Origin of the sequence: Bacillus sp. D7-8, from assembly GCF_052055895.1 — a bacterium.
Lineage (GTDB): Bacteria > Bacillota > Bacilli > Bacillales > Bacillaceae > Bacillus > Bacillus velezensis.
This window is the reverse complement of record NZ_CP179922.1, coordinates 3,867,938-3,888,842: the sequence shown is the minus strand read 5'-3', so window position 1 is coordinate 3,888,842 and position 20,905 is coordinate 3,867,938. Positions and strand designations below refer to the sequence as shown.

General features: G+C 41.9%; 22 protein-coding genes and 2 pseudogenes. 12 read left to right on the top strand and 12 right to left on the bottom strand.

The window, feature by feature from the left end:
- Positions 1-156: 156 nt before the first annotated feature.
- From ACKTRM_RS19255 to ACKTRM_RS19235, 5 genes and pseudogenes are all read right to left on the bottom strand, one after another.
- Entirely contained in the window at positions 157-504 is a 348-nt protein-coding gene (locus ACKTRM_RS19255; RefSeq protein ID WP_041482283.1) for a hypothetical protein, read from the bottom strand.
- Positions 505-591: 87 nt separating this feature from the next.
- Complete coding sequence (locus ACKTRM_RS19250; RefSeq protein ID WP_023357232.1) at positions 592-1,068, bottom strand: hypothetical protein; 477 nt, start codon at positions 1,066-1,068, stop codon at positions 592-594.
- 170 nt (positions 1,069-1,238) lie between these two features.
- A pseudogene (locus tag ACKTRM_RS19245) lies at positions 1,239-1,406 on the bottom strand (DUF255 domain-containing protein); the annotation flags it as partial.
- 243 nt (positions 1,407-1,649) lie between these two features.
- Positions 1,650-2,195 (bottom strand): hypothetical protein, encoded by a 546-nt coding sequence (locus tag ACKTRM_RS19240; RefSeq protein WP_012118926.1) that lies wholly within the window; start codon positions 2,193-2,195, stop codon positions 1,650-1,652.
- A gap of 253 nt (positions 2,196-2,448) precedes the next feature.
- Positions 2,449-3,234 carry a 3-hydroxybutyrate dehydrogenase gene (locus ACKTRM_RS19235; protein WP_023357230.1) on the bottom strand — a complete coding sequence of 262 codons (786 nt, stop codon included), beginning with the start codon at positions 3,232-3,234 and terminating at the stop codon, positions 2,449-2,451.
- Positions 3,235-3,352: 118 nt separating this feature from the next.
- Between ACKTRM_RS19235 and ACKTRM_RS19230 the strand changes: the two genes are divergently transcribed.
- Positions 3,353-4,261, top strand: a complete 909-nt coding sequence (locus ACKTRM_RS19230; protein ID WP_007409883.1) for a LysR family transcriptional regulator — start codon at positions 3,353-3,355, stop codon at positions 4,259-4,261.
- Positions 4,262-4,365: 104 nt separating this feature from the next.
- Entirely contained in the window at positions 4,366-4,767 is a 402-nt protein-coding gene (locus ACKTRM_RS19225; protein ID WP_012118924.1) for a carboxymuconolactone decarboxylase family protein, read from the top strand.
- A gap of 181 nt (positions 4,768-4,948) precedes the next feature.
- Here ACKTRM_RS19225 and ACKTRM_RS19220 read toward each other — a convergent pair whose 3' ends face one another.
- On the bottom strand, positions 4,949-5,815 hold the full coding sequence (locus tag ACKTRM_RS19220; RefSeq protein WP_012118923.1) for a DUF1259 domain-containing protein: 867 nt from the start codon (positions 5,813-5,815) through the stop codon (positions 4,949-4,951).
- Between the two features lie 351 nt (positions 5,816-6,166).
- Positions 6,167-6,598 (bottom strand): GNAT family N-acetyltransferase, encoded by a 432-nt coding sequence (locus ACKTRM_RS19215; protein ID WP_012118922.1) that lies wholly within the window; start codon positions 6,596-6,598, stop codon positions 6,167-6,169.
- 120 nt (positions 6,599-6,718) lie between these two features.
- Here ACKTRM_RS19215 and ACKTRM_RS19210 point away from each other — a divergent pair, with 120 nt between their 5' ends.
- From ACKTRM_RS19210 to ACKTRM_RS19180, 7 genes are all read left to right on the top strand, one after another.
- Positions 6,719-7,171, top strand: a complete 453-nt coding sequence (locus tag ACKTRM_RS19210; protein WP_007409879.1) for a MarR family winged helix-turn-helix transcriptional regulator — start codon at positions 6,719-6,721, stop codon at positions 7,169-7,171.
- Positions 7,172-7,354: 183 nt separating this feature from the next.
- Entirely contained in the window at positions 7,355-8,233 is an 879-nt protein-coding gene (locus ACKTRM_RS19205; protein ID WP_012118921.1) for a YitT family protein, read from the top strand.
- Between the two features lie 138 nt (positions 8,234-8,371).
- Positions 8,372-8,806: a MarR family winged helix-turn-helix transcriptional regulator gene (locus ACKTRM_RS19200; protein WP_012118920.1), complete on the top strand. Its 435-nt coding sequence runs from the start codon at positions 8,372-8,374 to the stop codon at positions 8,804-8,806.
- Positions 8,807-8,819: 13 nt separating this feature from the next.
- A complete protein-coding gene (locus tag ACKTRM_RS19195; RefSeq protein ID WP_004393039.1) occupies positions 8,820-9,458 on the top strand; it encodes a nitroreductase family protein in 639 nt (212 codons plus the stop codon).
- Between the two features lie 30 nt (positions 9,459-9,488).
- Positions 9,489-9,857 carry a DUF1304 domain-containing protein gene (locus ACKTRM_RS19190; protein ID WP_012118919.1) on the top strand — a complete coding sequence of 123 codons (369 nt, stop codon included), beginning with the start codon at positions 9,489-9,491 and terminating at the stop codon, positions 9,855-9,857.
- A gap of 156 nt (positions 9,858-10,013) precedes the next feature.
- Complete coding sequence (locus ACKTRM_RS19185; protein ID WP_012118918.1) at positions 10,014-10,904, top strand: LysR family transcriptional regulator; 891 nt, start codon at positions 10,014-10,016, stop codon at positions 10,902-10,904.
- The gene (locus ACKTRM_RS19180) at positions 10,905-12,107 is read left to right on the top strand and encodes an MFS transporter (protein WP_012118917.1); all 1,203 of its coding nucleotides are present in this window, start codon (positions 10,905-10,907) and stop codon (positions 12,105-12,107) included.
- A gap of 18 nt (positions 12,108-12,125) precedes the next feature.
- On the opposite strand, the gene ACKTRM_RS19175 is transcribed toward ACKTRM_RS19180, so the two are convergent.
- Positions 12,126-12,704, bottom strand: coding sequence for a LysE family translocator (locus ACKTRM_RS19175; RefSeq protein ID WP_012118916.1), 579 nt, complete (start codon positions 12,702-12,704; stop codon positions 12,126-12,128).
- A 126-nt stretch (positions 12,705-12,830) separates the two neighbouring features.
- Here ACKTRM_RS19175 and ACKTRM_RS19170 point away from each other — a divergent pair, with 126 nt between their 5' ends.
- The 3 genes and pseudogenes from ACKTRM_RS19170 (at position 12,831) to ACKTRM_RS19160 (ending at position 15,669) form a co-directional block, all read left to right on the top strand.
- The gene (locus ACKTRM_RS19170; RefSeq protein WP_012118915.1) at positions 12,831-13,709 is read left to right on the top strand and encodes a LysR family transcriptional regulator; all 879 of its coding nucleotides are present in this window, start codon (positions 12,831-12,833) and stop codon (positions 13,707-13,709) included.
- Between the two features lie 182 nt (positions 13,710-13,891).
- A pseudogene (locus ACKTRM_RS19165) lies at positions 13,892-15,109 on the top strand (MFS transporter).
- Positions 15,110-15,159: 50 nt separating this feature from the next.
- Positions 15,160-15,669: a DinB family protein gene (locus ACKTRM_RS19160; RefSeq protein ID WP_012118912.1), complete on the top strand. Its 510-nt coding sequence runs from the start codon at positions 15,160-15,162 to the stop codon at positions 15,667-15,669.
- 77 nt (positions 15,670-15,746) lie between these two features.
- Here the strand turns inward: ACKTRM_RS19160 and ACKTRM_RS19155 are convergent, their stop codons facing one another.
- The 4 genes from ACKTRM_RS19155 to ACKTRM_RS19140 form a co-directional block, all read right to left on the bottom strand.
- Entirely contained in the window at positions 15,747-16,409 is a 663-nt protein-coding gene (locus ACKTRM_RS19155; RefSeq protein ID WP_012118911.1) for a GntR family transcriptional regulator, read from the bottom strand.
- Positions 16,410-16,488: 79 nt separating this feature from the next.
- Complete coding sequence (locus tag ACKTRM_RS19150) at positions 16,489-18,045, bottom strand: glycoside hydrolase family 32 protein (RefSeq protein WP_123912822.1); 1,557 nt, start codon at positions 18,043-18,045, stop codon at positions 16,489-16,491.
- 61 nt (positions 18,046-18,106) lie between these two features.
- Entirely contained in the window at positions 18,107-19,528 is a 1,422-nt protein-coding gene (locus ACKTRM_RS19145; RefSeq protein ID WP_012118909.1) for a glycoside hydrolase family 68 protein, read from the bottom strand.
- A 347-nt stretch (positions 19,529-19,875) separates the two neighbouring features.
- Positions 19,876-20,793, bottom strand: coding sequence for a DMT family transporter (locus ACKTRM_RS19140; protein ID WP_012118908.1), 918 nt, complete (start codon positions 20,791-20,793; stop codon positions 19,876-19,878).
- Positions 20,794-20,905 lie beyond the last annotated feature (112 nt).

Sequence of the window (20,905 nt, the reverse complement as noted above, 5' to 3'; positions counted from 1 at the left end):
AATCCATTGTCGGGAGATTAACAGAATGAAAACAGCAGACTTCTTCAGAAATCTGCTGTTTTCTTATCACAATATCAAGATCGCCATATAAATACAATTTGCAAAAAGGCAAATCAAAACTAAACTTAGATGTTTCTTTTTTATCTAACGTACTTACTATTCTTGAGATAAATAATTAAAATCCGTTTCTTTAAATTTAGGGAGTTTTTTGTCGATTTTTAAAGTGGACAATAACTCTTGAACATACTCTCGAATTGCAAGCATGTCAAATGGGAAATCGAAATCAAACTCCTCTTTAACAGTTAAAGTGTCCATTACATATGAACAATTATATTTCATACCCAAAAGATCATCATTAAAACTTAGTACATCTTGATATGACGAATCAGATAACTCGAAATGGGAGATTAAAAATATTTTTACATTATTACCTTCTTCAGAATCTAGCGATCTTTCATCAATGAATAACAAAAAAGCAGTTCTGTCATCATCGTTTAATTCCACTTGAAAGAATTCAAAATCTCTTAATCTCAATAAACGTTTAAATCTCGTGTTTAAAGTTCTCATATTCCTTTATCTCCGTTTCTTAATTTAAGCTACTATCGCTTTCCATTGAAACATAGTAAGGGATTTAAATGCAATGCCTAATGCCATAGCTAATACAATAAGAGGTGTAGGATCAATTACCATCTGCCACCAGCTTTTTTTATGTACTTGTTTTCGAGCTTCAGAAAGTTGATTTTCTTTTTTCTTATACTTTTTCCATTGAGAAGTACTCTTTAATTTCTTGACTGCTGATTTAGGTGCTTTTGATAAGTGACTTCCATCATGGCTTGTTCCATCCATATTTTCACTGGCAATTTCTTTTTTTCCATTATATACATGTACATGCCATTTACCAGTCTTTTTATCATGAGGCTCATCAAATCTAGCTTTATAACCTTTTCCTAAGTTTACCCATTCTCCACCAGCAGCGTGTGCTGACTGGCTCATTGAAGTTGAGAAAACAGCAAAGCTAAATACAATCGTCATCATAATAACTAATGACTTACTTAAAAATTTTAACAATGCAAACATCTCCTTAATCATGTAATCACTCAAAATTATACAAAAAAGAGAGATGTATTTTATTGATTATTGAGGAATTTAATCTAAAATTAAGGTAATATTACCTAAAAATATAGGATTTATTACCCTTTGTAGAGATTTTCCTGTTTTGAGAACAAATTATGACACTAGTGACACGTCAAATAGCCGATATTGACAAGAACCGGCTTGTTTTCGCGTTTTGCTTTTTGAAAGACTTCTTCTCCCCAAGGGAACCATTTCACAGGGTTGTGGGCGTGTTGGAGTAGATAGGGGGACTTCTCCGTGATTAAACTGTTGGGTTTACTATTATTTGGCATGGACTCACCTGCTTTCATTCGCATTTTGTTGATATAGATTTACTGTACCATAATGCTGTTTAGTTAATATTTCTTGTTTTTTTTAAAAGATGGAAAGGAGTGGTTGGTAACATGCTCTCATGAAGAAGAAAGTTATATCGATACTGAAGATGATAAAGAAATACAAAGAATATTGAGCATACAAGGATTAAAAGTGCATTTTGAAAAATGGGATTAAAATTATTCAATTGGGATTTTTCTCATTTATTTCTTGACTAATACATATTGTTTATCTTCCAAATAGAATATATGACTAAGGTGATGTATATCTTTAAATTTTATATGTTTTCCAAATTGTAAAGTATTTAAATTGATAACGACATCCATACTTTCACCTTTATCTTCATCTTCATATCCATCTAAGCAGGAATATATCTCAATTGATTCACCTTTTGACAAGTGTTTTTCAATGAAAAGAAAAAGTGATTTAATAGATTTACGTTGGCCAGGTGTATTGTTGGCGTGTAAGTACCCTTGTAATTCATATATATAAGGATGTGTGAATTTGTTTCTGACTGCTTCATATCCAGGATCTAAATGAACAATATCAATTCCGTACGCATCTTCTTCTGTGTCATAAACCTTTACAAGTGAATTTTCGCTGTTCTTTCGATTTTTTTTAACTTGAGAGCGTTTGTTGACATCAATTCCTTTTATTTTTAGTTCAGAAATGGGCTTAAGTGTAGGATTTCTGCCATACTCACCAATAGGAAGTTCTTTGTCAGCCCCAATAAAATGATGTAAAGTCAATTGATTTCCTCCTTTATCTTATACAACTAAAAATACTCAATCTGACTCCGATAAGGTGAATTTCAATGCTTGCCTGTCTTGTTAATATACCAAATATCAAAGATTAACCTCTGCTTTCCTTGAGGAACATTGGCTTGGTCTTATATAAATCCCTTTATATGTTGTATTCTTTTTATTTTTCATTTGGAAATTAGAAAAAAAAGCGCCATTATCATTGTGTTTTTCTACAGATGAAGAATAGCGCTTTTTCAGATCATTGGGCCGTATAACCGCCGTCCATTACGACTGCCTGCCCTGTAACGCCTTTCGCTTTGTCACTGGCGAGGAATACTGCGTAATCAGCGATTTCTTGCACGGCTAACAAACGTTTTTGAGGAACCAAGGGGTAAATGACTTCTTCAAACACCTTTTCTTTAGAAATGCCTCTAGTCTCTGCAATATCTTTTAACTGGTTTTGCACCAATGGAGTGTCGATATATCCCGGACACAAGGCGTTGACGGTAATTCCGTATTCCGCTCCTTCCAATGCTGATACTTTAGTTAAACCGATCAAACCGTGTTTGGCGCTGCAATAAGCCGCTTTCCCTGCAAAACCGATTAAACCATTTATGGAAGCCATATTGATGATGCGGCCAAATTTTTGTTTTTTCATCAAAGGGAATACTCTTTTTGTCGCACTAAAAGGAGCAGTAAGCATTAATTTCAGCATAAATTCAAACTTATCAGTCGGGAAGTTTTCTATATCCGACACATGCTGAATCCCCGCATTGTTTACCAGAATATCCAATCGTCCATAGGTTTCAAGTGTCTTAGAGACACTTTTTTCTACTTGTTCTTCGTTTGTTACATCACAAACCGCAGAGAGGACTTCGTATCCTTGTTCCGTAAGTTCCTCAGCTGCATGTTGCACGGCTTTTTCGTTCAAATCGGAAATCACAACTTTTGCGCCTTCTTTAGCGAATTCACGTGCAATTTCTAAACCAATTCCACTCGCCGCGCCTGTAACAAGAGCAACTTTACTTTCCAATAATTTACTCATAGTAACCCCTCCAGGATTCATTTTGGTCTCCTAAAAGTTTACACCCAGCAGTTGTATAAGTAAAATGAATAAAAAGAATATAATGTATTCGTTAAACTTATGGAATGGAGGTCATACGATGGATATACGCCAAATCACTTACTTTCTTGAAGTTGCTAAATCCAACAGTTTTACTAAGGCATCAGAAAATTTACATTTGTCACAGCCTGCCTTAAGTAAGATGGTGAAAAGTTTGGAAGAGGAATTAAAGGTTGAGCTCATTGATCGATCAGCTAGACAAATCGCTTTGACAGATGCGGGCGAAATTGTATTTGAGCAAGGTCAAATGATTATGAAGTCAATAGATGACTTGTCGACGAACTTATACGATCTTTTACATTTAAAAAAAGGAAAAGTGAAAATTGGAATACCGCCGCTTATCGGTGTCTTATTTTTTCCTAAAATCATTAGAGGATTTAAACAATTGTATCCTGATGTGAACATCAAGCTGATAGAACATGGGGGTAACAAGGTGAAACAGGAGGTTGAAGATGGGGTACTGGATCTTGGCGTGGTTATTGAACCAGTGGACGAAGAGCAGTTTGATATCATTCCATTGCTTAATGAAGAACTGATGCTCTTCGTTCATTCCGCTCACCCGCTTGTTCATAAAGAGATTGTGGAAATGCAAGACTTGAAAAATGAACCTTTCATCCTATTTAGTGAAGACTTTTCTCTTCACGATCGGATTATTCAAGAGTGTATTAGAGCCGGTTTTCGTCCAAATATCGTTTATGAAAGTTCTCAATGGGATTTTATCAGCGAAATGATTGGAGAAGAACTAGGTATTTCCATTTTTCCTCAGTCTATAGTGAAAAAGACTGATCAAAGTTTAGTTAAGGCAATTTCCATTGTCAATCCATCAATTCCTTGGAAAGTGGCGATTATTTTAAAAAAAGGTAAATATGTTTCACACGCAGTACGCGAATTTATCCGGTATATTTCATTTTTTTGTAAGAGTAATTACGCAGATCAAGATAACTCATGAAAAAAATGAATGGTTTTTATAGTTTTTATGTATTTTACGGTTAGAGAGGGCTGCGATATATTATCTTATGTCAGAAAATAAGTACCTTTCAGGAGGAAATTCAAATGGATCAAAGCCGTTACCAACAAGGTTTAGACAAATTAATGGAGTACACTTTAACAAGCGATGATAAAATCTCTACGCATTTAAAGATTTCTGAAGACTTGAAAGATATCGCCCCAGATGTAAGTAGGTACATGATAGAATTTGCTTATGGAGATATATATTCACGGCCGGGATTAACCAATCAACAACGTGCGCTTGTTACCATTTCATCCCTTGTAACGCAAGGAACCGAGCCGCAGCTTGAACTTCATATCAATACAGGGCTTACATCCGGATTAACACCGACTGAGATTGTAGAGAGTATCACCCAATTGGTTCCTTATACAGGATTCCCGCGTGTACTTAATGCTCTTTCAGTGGCTAAGAAGGTGTTTGCACAACGACATGTAGAAAACCATTGAGAAATAAAGAGCTTGTATGGAATGCGGGATGAATTAGTATAAACTCATCAATAGAATATACACAAAACGACAGCCTATAAGGCTGTTTTTTAACATTAAAATGTCTGACCTCTTTTTTGTTTTTCGGTTGATCATATGTAAAAGCGATTATATTAATCGCTTTTTGATACTTCGAAACATGCTAAGCTTTGACCTCTTTATCAGTAAGCACTTTTAAAGCATCTCTCACTTTTAAGGCGAAGTTGACAGGTTTATCAATCGCTTCGAAATGAATATACATCAGTCTCGGTTTATCAAACAGCCAGTGATTGTGAAGTGACGTTACAATCAGATCATGTTTCCGAAGAACGCTGATAAATGGATTGATTTCTTTTTGCAGAATGACAGTTTCTCCGCTGCAAAGAGCACGGCCGTCTTTTGTCATTGATTCAAATGAAAACATTTGCGGAATGAGCAAGAATGATCTTCCGGGCCGTCCCAGTACAACCGGTTTTATATTCGTTCGTGATCTCATTACTGTACAAATTCCATTTTCAAACGTATGCATGGTTCCGCCTAGAATATCGTTAAATTCGTCACAAAGACCATGCCGTTCAATCATTTCCCCGTCAGTTTTTGGTACCGCACGCACAGTTTTAGTAGTTAGAACTCTCAGGGCCTCTCTCACTTTTCTTGCAAAATTGAGAGGTTTATCAATTGATTCAAAATGCATAAACATCAGACGCGGTTTATCAAACAGCCAATGGTTATGAACGGCAGTTACGATGATACCGAATTTGCGCAGCTCACTCATTAACGGGTTCACTTCTTCTTGCAGTAAAACAGTCTCACCTAAACATAAAGCTCTGCCTTCCCGGTCCATGCTTTCAAATGAAAAGGCCTGAGGAATAAAAGGAAATGCCTCGGCTCTTCTTCCGAGTACCACCGGATGAATGTTGCTTCGAAATCTTGTCGCCGTACATACGCCATTTACGACACTGGGCGTTGAATTGAGAATTCTAGCAAATTCTTTGCAGAGCCGTGATGGCTCCATACTCGTTTCTTCCACTTCATATCTCCTCCTGGAATCTATTTATAACGTACTTAGTATTAAAGATATGTGAAGATAGAAAAAATGTAACGCGTCAGCAGTCCATATTAGAGAGAATCAGCCTTCCTTGTATAATTTGAGATTTTCTTCCCTTTTTATAATCTCTTTAACTGTTAATTTTTAATAGATTTTTGCTTAAATTAGTAGTTTTATTCCAGCTTTGATTTTTTTGTGGCGGTCATTTGTGACAAGCACCGGCTGAGCACACATACCTTTTAGTTGTGAGTTTCAGAATATGAAAAAAAGCCTTTATACAAGGCTTTCGGTAAATAATTCATACAGCCGTTTGGCTGCTCATTCAGTGACAGCTCACAGCTCTTTTGTCATCAAGACATGCGGGATGCCGTCTTCCATAAATTCCGGTGAATCTGTCTGATAGCCCAGTTTGTGATAAAAGCCTTCCGCATGTGTTTGTCCATGCAGTTTACATTGGGTGATGCCTTTTTCTTTTACCATGTTTTCTAATTCGCTTATGATGACTTTGCCCAACCCGTATTTGCGGTAAGGCTTCAGGATGCAGATTCGTTCGAGCTTGCCTGTATGGTTTACAATGCGGACGCGTCCTGTGCCGGCAGGCTGATTTTCATGAAAAACCAAGACATGCCCGCACTGATCCTCAAGCGTATCGAACTGATCAAATTCATCGGCTTCAGGTACTTGCTGTTCCTCAATGAATACTGCTTTTCTAATCTCAAGCGCTGCTTGCAAATCAATTTCCGTTGTTATTCTTTTTATCTTCATAATCAACCAATCCTTTTCACATGTTAGTCTGGACTGCACGGCTTGCTTGTGGTCTTATAGAAGTAACGATAAAACAATTATATTGCATATGCAACAAAAACATGAAGGGTTTGAAAAGATATGACTGATATTTTGCGGGAAATCGGCATGATCGCACGGGCACTGGATTCCATCAGCAATATTGAATTTAAAGAATTAGACCTAACAAAAGGGCAGTATCTCTACCTTGTGCGTATATGTGAAAACCCGGGAGTGATACAGGAAAAAGTGGCGGAAATGATTAAAGTCGACCGAACAACAGCGGCGAGGGCAATCAAAAAACTGGAAATACAGGGGTTTATTGAAAAGCGTCCTGATGATCAAAATAAAAAAATAAAAAAACTGTTTCCGACTGAAAAAGGGAGAAAGGTTTATCCGTTATTGCAAAGAGAAGGAGAGCATTCTGCGGAGGTGGCCCTGTCCGGCTTTACATCTGAGGAAAAAGAAACCATTTTCAGCCTTCTTCAGCGGGTGAGAAAAAATATAGAACATGATTGGGAATTTGTGAAGAAGGGGAATAAAAGAGATTATTAATGGTCATTAATTCCTTTTAGTGAATGATTGCGTTGTGAATGATTAAAGTCATAAATGGATACGTTATCTGTGACATCTCCTTCCTCGGTTCCTGCTTCAACATAGCCGATAGGCTTATTTTTAACGAAAAGTATCAATTATGGTATATTTAAATAAGAAAAAATAATTGAAGCGGGGAATGATATGAGTACAATCGAAAAACAAAGACGTAAGAAATTCAGAGTGAAATCAATCGTACGGGCCATCATGGTCATCATCGGCGGAATTATTGCCGCGTATGGACTGGAAACCGTATTGATTCCGAATAGTGTATCTGACGGCGGTGTAACCGGACTCAGCATTGTCGGTTCACAGCTGTTTCATTTGCCTCTTGGGATCTTAATTGCGGTGATCAATATACCGTTTGTCTGGTTAGGATATAAGCAAATCGGGAAAGGTTTTGCGTTTCTATCAATTATCGGTATTGTCTCACTTGCCGCGGGCACGAGTTTTTTCCACCACACACCGGCTATCATCGAGGGAGACACCCTGTTAATCACCGTTGTCGGCGGGATTATTCTCGGCTTTGGAATGGGATTGGCATTGCGCAACGGCGGCGCATTAGATGGAATTGATATGCTGGCTGTGCTTCTGTCACGGAAATTGCCGTTTGGCACGAGCGACCTCATTTTATTTTTAAACATGTTTGTGTTTATTTTTGTTTCTTTTGTATTCGGGCTGCAAGGCGCATTGCTTTCCGTCATTGCTTACTACATTGCGTCTAAGGTCATTCATGTGGTTGAGGAAGGCTTAAGCGGTTCTAAAACATTTCAGATTATCACCAATGAGCCTGCATTAATGGTAGAGACCATTCGTGAAGAATTGGGCCGGAGCGCTACTTATAAAGAAGCATACGGCGGTTTTTCTCATGAAAAATTCCAAGAAATCACATGTGTCATCAACCGTTTGGAAGAAACCAAACTGAAAGAAATTATTAATGACATTGATAAACAAGCCTTTGTGACGGTATATGATGTCGCAGAAGTAAAAGGCAGTAATTTCAGAAAAGTCCATAATCATTAAGAAGCGAGCTGCCGTTAATCGGTAGCTTTTTTTAAAAAAGGAGAAAAAACTTGCAAAAATAGAATGGCAGCTGTATATTATTGATATGTCAAACGTTGACTAGTCAATTAATTGCGCAAAAGAAAGTGGGGATGGGTTTTGACAGCATGTTGTTCAGAGGAAGGCGAGATTTTATATCAGCTCCAATCACTGCATAAAGTGATCGGCACGAAGTTTGAAGCGTGCACCGGAATCAGCCAATCCCGCCTTGAGCTTCTCGCCGTGCTTTTTTACGTCGATGAGATCAGCCAAAGCGATCTTCAGAAAAAGGTGAATATTGATGGCGCAGCCGTGACAAGACACTTGAAACAGCTTGAAGCCAAAGAAATGGTCGCAAGAAGGCGGAAGCCCGAGGACAACCGAATTATACTTGTCCGGCTTACTGAACAGGGGCGGGAGAGAATCGAGGCTTCCAAAAAGGAGAAGGAGCGTTTCATAAAGGAAATGCTTGCCGGTGTCAGCGAGGAAGAACGCAGTATGTTAAAAAACGTATTGTCACAGATGCAGAATAATATAGAAAATATGAAAGCATAGGAGTGTTTTACACATGAAAACAGAACTGAAAACAAACGACTTTATGGACATTATGAAAGGCCGCCGTTCCATTCGGAATTACGATCCGGCTGTTAAAATCAGCAAAGAAGAAATGACTCAAATCCTGGAAGAAGCAACGACAGCGCCGTCTTCAGTCAACGCGCAGCCGTGGCGTTTTCTCGTCATTGACAGCCCTGAAGGAAAAGAAAAACTCGCGCCGCTTGCCAGCTTTAACCAAACACAAGTCAGCACATCATCTGCGGTGATCGCGGTTTTCGCAGATATGAACAGTGATGACTATTTAGAAGAAATTTATTCAAAAGCGGTCGAACTGGGCTACATGCCGCAGGAAGTAAAAGACAGACAAATCGCTGCGTTGACGGCGCATTTTGAAAAACTGCCGGAGCAAGTGAACCGTGAAACGATTCTGATTGACGGAGGACTCGTTTCCATGCAGCTGATGCTTACGGCACGCGCGCACGGCTATGACACAAACCCGATCGGCGGCTACGATAAAGAAAAGATTGCCGAGGTTTTCGGAATGGATAAAGAGCGTTATGTACCGGTCATGCTGTTATCAATCGGAAAAGCGGCAGACGAAGGATATGCTTCCTACCGTCTTCCTATCGAAACAATCGCACAATGGAAATAAGGTTGAAGTGAAGCTGAGGGGAGAGGGACAGTGGAGATTATTGCAGCTGTTTTCGTCGGAATTGTAGCTTTAGAACATGTATTTATCATGATACTTGAAATGTTTTTTATCAATTCGAAGGCAGCTAAGCGGTCCTTCAAATTGCCGAAGCATTTAGAAGGTGATCGGAATGTAGCGGTCATGTTTGCAAATCAGGGTCTGTATAATGGATTTCTGGCTGCCGGCCTCATTTGGGGGCTGATCCTCGGAGCTGATTCGATTGGCCATATGATTCAAATGTTTTTCGTCATCTGCGTGGTCATCGCGGCCATTTTCGGAGGCTTTACTTCAAACAAATCAATTATCGTAAAACAAGGACTTCCGGCTGTTTTAGCGCTTATTTTTCTTTTATTGGCGTAGCAGATGGAAAGAGGGCTTCCGGAAAGGAAGCCCTCTTTTTTTATTCTGTTTTGAAAATCATTCCTTATATGCATCAGTTTCATGCAAACTAACAATTAGAAGTTATAGATCGGGTAACGTATGATAAGTGAAAATAACAAATCGCGGAGGCAATCAATGGATTGGCATCAGATTAATTATTTTCAGACAGTGGCGCAAGTGCAGCATATTACACAGGCAGCAAAACAGCTGTCCATATCTCAGCCCGCTCTCAGCCGTTCGATTTCAAAGCTTGAAGACGAGCTGGGCGTTCAGCTTTTTGATCGCAAAGGCAGGAATATTTATTTGAATCGGTACGGGAAAATGTTTTTGCATCGTGTGGAACAATCTATCAGACAAATTGAAATCGGTAAGCAGGAAGTGTGGAATGAAATACATCCCAACAGCGGCACAATTTTATTGTCTTTTTTGCCGTCGCTTGGCATGAGTATGGTTCCGGATGTGATCAGCTCGTTTCAACACATGTATCCTCATGTCAATTTTCAGTTGACCCAAGCATCAAATCAGCAGATTATCGAGCAATTAACGTCAAGAGAAGTGGACATCGCATTGACTTCGCTTCGTGATGAAAACGATGATGTGATCTGCCAGCCGCTTTTAACAGAAGAGTTATATTTAGCCGTTTCTGCTGAACATCCGCTCGCCTCATATGATGAAATTGATTTGAAAATGGCGGAGCATGAACCGTTTATCTCTTTTAAAGATACAAATGTTCTTCACGGCATGATTAAAGAGTTGTGTGAAAAAGCGGGATTTTCACCGGATGTCGTATTTGAGGGAGAAGATATTGTGACAGCTTCCGGGTTAGTCGGCGCTAAACTGGGGGTGTCTCTTATCCCTGACTTGCACGTTTTTGATAAAACAAAGGTCAAACTTCTCAGTGTCACCAATCCGATCTGTGAAAGAGAGATTGGTTTGGCTTGGAGGAAAGACGGCTATTTATCGCCGGCAGCGGAGAATTTTATAGCGTTTATTCAAACCCGGCTTAACAGAAAAGGGGGAAGATAAATGACTTACATTCGCCGCGGCACACTTCAATTCAAAAAGGTAAACTTCGCTTTGTTTGCTGGCGGATTTTGCACGTTTGCCATCCTTTGGGGAACGCAGCCGCTGCTGCCTGATATCGCAAACGATTTTCACCTGTCACCGGCGGTTTCAAGCTTAAGCCAATCAGCGGCAACGATTGCTTTAGCCATCAGTCTGGTATTCGCCGGTTTTTTATCAGAAATGTACGGGCGGAAGCAGATAATGGGCGTGTCATTATTTGCTGCATCCATCCTAGCCGTTCTCACAGGGTTTGTTTCGGACTTTCAGCTGCTCGTCGTTTGCAGGGCGCTGCAGGGAGCCGCATTAGCGGGGCTTCCCGCCGCGGCAATGGCTTATTTAGCTGAAGAAATCGAGCCGGACAGCTTAGGAATGGCAATGGGGCTTTATATCAGCGGAAACTCGATTGGCGGCATGACGGGACGCATCATCAGCGGCTTTCTGACGGATTCCTTCAGCTGGCATTCGGCTTTGCTGACGATCGGCCTCATCAGTTTGCTGGCAAGCATTATCTTCTGGACGATCCTTCCTGTCTCTTCTCATTTTACGCCCCGGACATATAAAAGAAACGACATTTTTACCTCATTTTACCGTCAATACAGGATGCCCGGTTTCGGCTGCCTTTTGATCATCGGTTTTTTATTGGAAGCCGGCTTTGTATCTTTATATAACTATATCGGTTTTCAATTGATGAAGCCGCCTTATTCACTAAGCCAAACGGCAGTCGGGTTTATTTTTCTCGTATACCTTGTCGGAACGTTCAGTTCAACGTGGATGGGCATGTTAGCAGACAAATACGGCAAAAGAAAAATCCTGCCATTCTCATTGGTGATTGTCATGATTGGTGTCTGCATTACTTTATCTGCTGATATAGGGATCATGATTTTAGGAGTTGCGATTTTCACATTCGGCTTTTTTGCGGGCCATTCGATCTCCAGCAGCTGGGTTGGCGAACTGGCCGTACGCGATAAGGCACAGGCCGCGGCCTTATATTTGTTTTCCTATTATGTGGGAGGGAGCATCGGGGGGACTGCAAGCGGCGCTTTCTATCACCAATTCGGCTGGGGCGGCATTGCCGTCATGATCACGGCGCTTTCTGCCGTTTCAGCAGCCGTTTCAGTCTGGCTGGGATTATTGACGAAACGAAAAAAAGATAAACACCAATAGGCGTTTATCTTTTTTGAATTACAGATAAATGCTTACCGCAGAATAGATGAGCAGCAGACACATCACGATGCGAAACGCTTTATCGTGTTTCTCAAAGAGATGTTTAAAAACAGATCCGAACGCCGACCACAGCAGTAAAGCCGCCCAGCCCAGGAGAATAGCCGACGCGAGCCAGAACGCAATCAATGGATACGTGTGCTGAAATGGCAATATAAAGGCGCTCATTAAGGTTAAAAAGAATAAAATACTCTTTATATTGATCATTTGAAACAGAAATCCCGATAGAAAAGACGATCGGGTTTTTTCAGAATCGCCTTTTGATGTTTTGGGCAGCGAAATCTGCCAAGCCAAATAGAGCAAATAGACGGCTCCGGCAATTTTAAAGTAAGGTTCCACGACGGGAATCCAATGATAGACACTCATGGTAAACAGACCGCTGAGAATGCCGAGCACTGCAAATCCCGTCAGGATTCCGCCGTTAAAACGCCATGAACCGATAAAGCCGGCTCTGCGCGCTTCATTCATCATTAAAATATTGCTCGGCCCGGGCGTAATAGATGTCATCAGGACATAAGAAAGAAAAGCTATGATACTCATTAAATCACCTTCATTTGCTAATGTGATGGAACCGTTTTTTATTGTATGATAAGAATAGTTATAAATAAAATTGAAAAATAAAATCGCATTATTGATTTTTTCGATACAACTTAGAGGTGAATTCATATGGAGATCAGACATCTTATTACATTTCAGGCCATTGTAGATAAGGGAAGCTATACAGGGGCCGCGGCGAAGCTGGGATACACGCAGTCGACGATTACGACTCATATTCAGGCGCTTGAACAGGAGATCGGCGGCGCATTATTTACGTACGAAAAAAGGCGTCTGAAACTGACGCCTTTAGGGAGAGAGCTGATACCGTTAGCCGAGGATTTACTTTCCGCCCATGACAAGATCAAAAATATGCAAAGCATTCACGAGGTGAAGGGCGTTTTAAAAATTGCGGCGCCGGAGTCTTTGACCATTTCCAGACTGGGGCCGATTATCAGAGAATATTCCATGAAGTATCCGAACGTCAATATCATATTGAGCAACGGAACATGCGGGCAGAATCAGGTGGAATTAGTAAGCGGCCGTGTGGATATTGCATTTATGGTGTATCCGGAGATACAAATGGAAAAATGCATACATCATTCTTTATTGGAGGAACGCATCGTCCTCGTGGCGGGCAGTGACGCACCGGAACATTTTGACGACTATCAACAAAGCGGCAAGCACTTTTTTATTACAAATGAAGAAGGATGCAGCTATCGGACTATGTTTGAACGATTTCTCGTCAAGTATGATATCAGTCATTTACAAACAATGGAATTGTGGAGTATAGAAGCCATTAAGCAGACGGTGATGAGCGGACTCGGTTTCTCCGTTTTACCTTATATTACGGTAAAAGAAGAAGTAAAAGCGGGGAAGCTGAAAATTCTTCAGCAGTCTGAGCCGTTCGAGCGGCTTTATTCTCATATGCTGGTCAAAAAGAAAAAATGGCAGCTTCCGGCCGCCGAGGCTTTTGTGTCGCTTGTTCTTGAGTCGTTTGGTGATAAATAATGTTTAGGTTAATTTGAAAGCCGATGCCTGCGCGCATCGGCTTTTGTTTTTGTCCGGAATCTTAATGACATTTTCGATGTCAGCCAGCTGTTTTTGACTCCATACCTACCTTTTTTTAAAAAAAGAGAGCCGATCAGCAAATATGGTATGATTTACATAATCAGGGAGTGGGGTTGCAAAGGATGAATATGAAGAGAGCGTATTACGCTATTTTATACAGCCAGACCGCTATCAACTTGGGGTTCTCACTTTATACGATGGCTGTCATCTTGTTTTTGTTTACAAAAACCGGTTCGACGGCGATGGCCTCTCTTATGACGTTCGTCAGCATTGTATGTCGCGTATTGGGCAGCGCCGTTTTGCCGCTGGTCACCGGCCGGTTCACGTTTCGGTCTTTGTTAATCGGTTCTCAATTGATACAGATCACACTGTTAGTCTATTTGTTTTTTGTCATCTAAACCGGTTCATCCGCATTCTTTTTTCTGATGTTTTGTCTGATCGGAGGCATTTCTTTTTGCAACGGATGGTTTGCTCCGATAAAAAGCGCGCTGATTGGGGAAATCATTCCTCCCGATCGAAGGGCGAAAGCGAACGGTTTATTATCTGCGGCGGATCAGACCGTTCAGTTTGCGGGGTGGTCTCTCGGCGGCGTCATCATAGCGTTTTTGGGAGAGAGCGATACAATGATCGTCACTGTCATGTTATTGGTTTCTTCGGTTTTGGGCATCATTCTGTTTCTTCAAGTACGCATGTGTGCGCCGGCAGCAGTCAGGGAACGTTTCCTTTTTGCAGATGCGGCAAGCGGCTGGGTGTATTTATTTCAGCAAAAACAGCTGAGGGTTCTCATTGTGATGGATGTGATCGAATCGTGGGCAGGCATGATATGGATCGGTTCTGTGTCCTTAACTTATGTGCATGACGTTCTTCATAAAGGAGAGGCTTGGTGGGGGTATGTCAACGGAGTCTATTATGCAGGGACGATGATCGGCGGACTGATCATCTATAAGTTATCCGGTAAGTTTCAGCATCATCTCATTCCGCTTATGCTGACGGGAGCCTTGGCATATGGAATGTTCACGTTTATTTATGGGTTGATCACAAGCGCCGTTACGGCCCTTTTTCTGGTGCTGTGTATGGGGCCGGCTTGTGTATTACGAGATCTCACGCAGGAAACATTACTCCAAAACATCACGACCGAAAAGACACGGGTCAATATATTAGCGGCGAGATCAGCTTTAGTTCAGTTCATTTTTATGTTTTCCATTATCGGAACGGGGGTCATCTCGGATGTATTCGGCGTGCGGTTTATTTATATTGGCGCAGGTCTCCTCTTATTAATTTCGGCTTTTATCGGATTTTCTCAGCTGCGAATGAAGAAGATGGTACAAAGCCGCATGTAGTGTAGTATAATGAGGAACGTACGTTCTGTATCGAGAGAGGAGAGGGTAATGTGGGACATCTGGCACTGCAATTGTATGATTATCATCTTTGGGCAAATCAGCAAATATTCACCCGGCTTAAAGAGCTTCCGGAGGATGTGTACCGTAAGGAGATTCAAAGTGTCTTTCCGTCGATAGCCGGTGTATTGACTCATGTGTATCTGTCGGATAAGGGGTGGTTTGATGTGTTCTCCGGAGAGCGTCTGGAGGATACGCTGAAATCAGCTGAACAGCAAAAAGAGGACATCTTGTCTAAAGAGATAGAAGAGCTGGAAGATATGTTTTTGGAATTATCAGACCGATATCAATTATTTTTGCAAAAGGAAGAAAATATCAGTCTCCCCCTTGAAATAGAGCATCCGTCAGGTGACATCATGAAAACCGCAGCAGCCGATATGATCCTCCATGTTGTGAACCACGGAACGTATCATCGCGGGAATATAACAGCCATGCTCAGACAGATGGGGTATGCTTCTGTGCCGACGGATTACGGTATGTATTTATATATAAACAAAAAGTAAACAAGACAGCCAACGCGGCTGTCTTGTGATATCCGTAAAAAAGCCAAATCATATGAGTGATTTGGCTTTTTCATTTGCTATGCCATGTTCTGCAGCCGTTCTAAACTGTTTTTCCAATTCGCTTCAAGCGCTGTAAAAGCAGCGGCGGCATCTTGCTGTTCTAATGCGTGAATGATATCAGAGTGTTCATTATATGATCTGTTTAAAGCGCCGTTTTCACTGAAATAGCGGATTTCCATTCTCTGAATTTTGACTTTCAGGCTTACAAGCAATTTGTGAAGTTCGGCATTGTCCGCAAGCAGAATGATGCGATGGTGAAATGCATTGTCCGCTTCCAGGATGGCCAGTTTATCGCCGTCTTTCATTGTTTGAAGAAGATCTTCATTCAGCTGTTTCAATTCCTGAATCACGGCATCGTCCACATGCGGGAGAGCTTGCTGCAATGCCAGTTTTTCAAGCGTCCAGACGATGGAATACAAGTTTTCCGCTTCTTTTAACTCAATCGGAGCGACAAGCGTCCATCTGTTCGCTTTTGTTATCACCAAGCCGTCATCTTCCAGCCGCAATAAGGCTTCCCGTATCGGGGTGCGGCTGATTCCCAATGTTTCCGACAAATCCTTGTCCTTTAACTTTGTTTCCGGTTTGAGCTTGCCCGTTATGATCCAGTTTCTGAGTGTGCGATACACTTCGTCCCGCATGATGGTTCTTTTCAGCACAGGTTCTTTGTTTTGATTATCCAATGGAACACCTCATGAATCGTAGTATACATATTTGCATTTTACCACAGTCCGGGCGCTGGTTAGAAATGAAGAGGGACGTCTAAGAATGAATCGAACCGAGATGCTTCATCTCAATATGCTGAAAGTCAGCGGAGCCGCCTTCAGAAAAGAGCGTGATTCCCTGATCTTCGTGTTTTGGGAACACTTCATTTGTCAAAACGGTTTTTCCGTCGTCTGCAAATACTTCAATACTTGTTTTGTCTACGAGAATTTTCAGATGGACGCGCCCTTTGTTTCCGTCAAATGGGGCTTTGCTTTCGGCGTATGCACCGGTTTTATCAGGCTGGTCTGTAAACGATCTGTTCACATAGGCATAGCCGTCTTCTGCCGAAATACCGACATCAATATGCCGACTTTGGTCTGCTGATTCTCTGAGTCTGACGCCTGCATTTTTGATATCTGACCAAGCGATATCCATATCAAGCTGATATGTATCACCTTTGATCGGCAGTGTCTCTGAACCGTTCACCTGTTTGTGTTCTATGCTGTCAGTTGAAGAGGTTAATTGGTTCAATGCTTCAACCGGCTCTGACACAAGGCTGTATGTGCCGCCGTCCTGCTGCTGAAGGCGGATTTCACGGACGATAGAATCCGTGCCGTTAAAGCCGTTTTTTAGTGTCGGTGTTTCATTCGGATAATCCCAATTGTTCATCCATGCCAGCGCATAGCGTTTTGTCAGAGGATCTTCGCTATTACCGTCCTCAAATGTGACGCCGCCGTACCAGTCAAAGCCGTAATCGAGCCATTGCGGTTCTTCTTGATCGGCGGTAAATTCCTTCCCGTCAAAGTTTCCGGTCCAATACGCGTACGTATTCGGTTTGCCTGCGGGTTTGCCGTTTGCGCTTGCGCCCAGAACCCACTTGGCTGTTCCGTCATCTGCACGCATCATATAAAGGTCGGGGCATTCGACGAGGCCGATCTGCTGAGTGATAAAACCGCCCGTGTATTTCCAATTTTTTAAATCGGGTGATTCATAAAAACCGATTTTTTCGCCTTCGGCCATGGCCATCACCCATTTGTCATCCTGTTCATCCCAGATCACTTTCGGGTCCCGGAAATCCTTAGTTCCCGGATTTTTCATCACGGGCTGATCACTATAGGAAGTAAACGTTTTTCCTTTGTCCGTGCTGTACCATAAATATTGTTCCTGGGCTTTTGTTTTGGCTGTCGGCTGCGTCGTGACGGCGACCAGCGCGTTTTTGCCGAAGCCCGCGGTGTTGTGTTTATCAATGACGACAGAACCGGACCATATATCGCCGTTTTCGTTGGTGTATTTCGGAATAGCCGTGCCTTCGTCCGTCCAGTGCACCAAGTCCTCTGATACGGCGTGCCGCCATTCTGTACCGTTGCCGTTCGGGTAATCCCGATTATAAAGATAGTAGTAATGATATTTCCCCTCGAAAAAAATGGGCTTTTGAGGGTCGTTTTTCCATTTGTCCGGGGTCGTAAAATGATACGCCGCACGGTAATCTTTCTTATGCTCCGTGTTTGTGTCAGAGGAATTGTGGCTTTTGTTCGGCAGTAAGCCGACAAACAGGAACGCACCCAAAAAGATCAATATTACAACGGGCCATTTTCGTGCCATGATTGAGTTCACCATCTTGTTGAGAAATAAAAGAAAATGCCAATGAAGTATCGGCATTTTCTTTTTGTTGTTATTAGTTGTTAACCGTAAGCTGTCCTTGTTCAAGGATGCTGTTTTTAACAACGGATGTTTTCTTGCCTTTGATGTTCATTAAGAAGCTTGGCGCAAATGTTGCCTTTTTATCCTCAAAGAAGCCTCTGTTTGTCATGTAGCTTGTGATCACGACATTGTTGCCTTTGGCTTGCGGCACTGCGAAGTGAGAGTAAGTGAACGTTACATCGTTAGGGTCAAGACCCATTTGCAGTACAAGACCAGTTTTGTTCAGCGGCTTGTAAGGACCTGTTAAAGAGTTTGATACATAACCAAGCATGTAAATATCGTTTGAGTTAATACCGTCGATCGTCATTTTTGAACCGCGTGAATCAGTGAACAGGTACCATTTGCCGTTCATTTTGAAAACATTCGCGCGCTCGATTTCATCTGTTACCGTATTTGAAGTAATCAGCGGCTTCATGACTTTTTTCAATGTGTAATCATCGTTTAACTCTACCATACCGAGGGCGCCATTCGCTAATTCAGCATCGCGTTTTTTAGCACTTTGCTGAAGCTTCTGACTTTCTTTACGGAAGAAGTTTGTGCTGCCGCCGTAGTACGCTTTGTTAAATAAAGATTCTTCGCCTTGGTATCCGTTATCTGTTCCAGTGTTGGCTTCGAATACAAGGTATTTATGGCCTTTGTCTTCAACGTAGTGAGGGTCTCTCAGCGTATGGTTGTCGCCGGATGTATAGTTCCCTTCATCGATAAACTGCTGAACGTTTTGATATGTTTTTCCGTCACCGTCAAAAATCGTTTTATGATCTTCCACTCCGTTGATCTTGAGCGTGTCATCAGATTTTGACACATTTACCTGCGCCGTTGTCAGGCTTTGTTTGCCGTAATGTGTACCGGAAAAGTCAGTGTAGAATAAACGGATTTTTCCGTCAGATGTAAAGGTTGCAGAACCGGACCATTCTTGTGTCTGTTCTTTCAGGATTTCATCGTTGGCGTCGAACTTATCGCTGTCTTTAAAGACACGGCCCGCGTTTTTCCAGCTGTCGATCGAGTTGTCGCCGACTTTTTGATAAAACATGTAGATGGATGTGTCATCAGCGTCTTTCGGGCTTCCAGCAAGAGCAAACACGACGTGATAGCCGTTGTATTCAGCTACTGTTCCGTCAGCGTTTTGGAGCGGCCAGCTGTCCCACACATCCAGTCCTTTTGCGGACTCGATATTTTTAATTGTTGATTGGTCGAATTGAGGCACTTGGTATTTTTCACTTTGCTGCTGTTTAGGGATCTGCAGCATATCATGGCGTGTGATGTGAGAGACGCCGTACGTTTCTTTGTAAGGTTTTTGGGTATTTTCTTTCGCGAAGGCTTGAGTCGCTCCCCCTGCCAGAAGTGCAGTCGTGAAAGTTAGAACTGTGGCTCGTTTTGCAAATTTTTTGATGTTCATGTTCATGTCTCCTTTTGTATGTACCTTTTTTTGCGATCTGCCGATTCGATCCTCCTGCATTCATGGATGGCAGGTTTGTTACAGAAAAAAAGACCTAAAATATGTATGGGGTGACGCCAAAGAATACACTTTGCCCTTAACACATTTTAGGTCTTGCCTGCTTTATCAGTAACAATCCTGCATGATTTACTTGTCGACATCATTCTATTAGACTCTGATTCTATTGACAACTGGTCTATTTTCCTCTTTTGGATGATAGTAAAATGAAAAAAGGCCTTTTAATATATGGGTAATTGAGACTAAGGGGTGCTCTGGGCCTAGGAAAAAACCTCTCTAAAAAAGAGAGGTTATTTTTTCTTGATAGATAATAAAGCGATGGTGGCTAAAATCAGAAAAGTACCCAGCCATTCTGATATTCCGAAGGGAACATGCAGCCAGATAACAGCTAAAAAAGCTGCCGACAGCGGCTCTGCACAGGCGAGCAGGCTGGTTTCAGAGGCACTCAGATATTTCAGGCTTTCCAAGTAGCAATAAAAAGCGATGAGCGTTCCGAAAATGATGATAAACACAATCGCGGCATATGCAGGAAAGGACCACTCGCCTTCAAATTTCCAGGGCGGGCGGATCAAGCTGAGGGCGGCTCCGCCGATCAGCATGCCCCATCCGACAATAATGGCCGATCCCCATTTCTTCAGCAGACGATGCGGCTGAAGGGTGTAAAACGCCAGTGCAAACGCCGAACTGATGCCCCAAAAGACGGCCAGACCGGATATGGACAGGCTTCCGACATTACCGTGCGTGACCAAAATGAATGTGCCGGCAACCGCCAATAAGACGGCCAGAAGCTCTTTTGCTGAAGGAATTCTCTTTGCGCGAATCGCTAAAAAGCATGTAATGATCGCTGGCCCTAAATACTGAAGAACGGTAGCAGCGGCCGCGTTGCCGTACTCAATTGCCGCGAAGTAGGTGTATTGAACGCCTAACATTCCGAAAATCCCGAATAAAAGAAGGGGAATTCTGTCCCGTCTGTCTTTCCAAACAGCCCATATCCGTCCTTTTTCTTTGCGGTACGCGATGCCGAGCAGAAGCGCCCCTGACACCAGAAGGCGCACTGAAGTCAGCCATTCTGTATTAAAATGGCGGTGCTGGAACAGATACTGGGCAACCGTTCCCGAGACCCCCCATAAGATAGCTCCTGTCAGCACAAGCCAAATGCCTGTTGTTCGTGAATAAGAAAGAGCAGCGTGTTTTTCCAGGATAGACACCCCCGATTCTAATGTTGTGATAGCAACTTACAATAATTAGGAAAATGAACATCTTTCATGTGATATATTATATATTGTATATTAAATCCCGTCAAAATGATTTTCTGAGGAA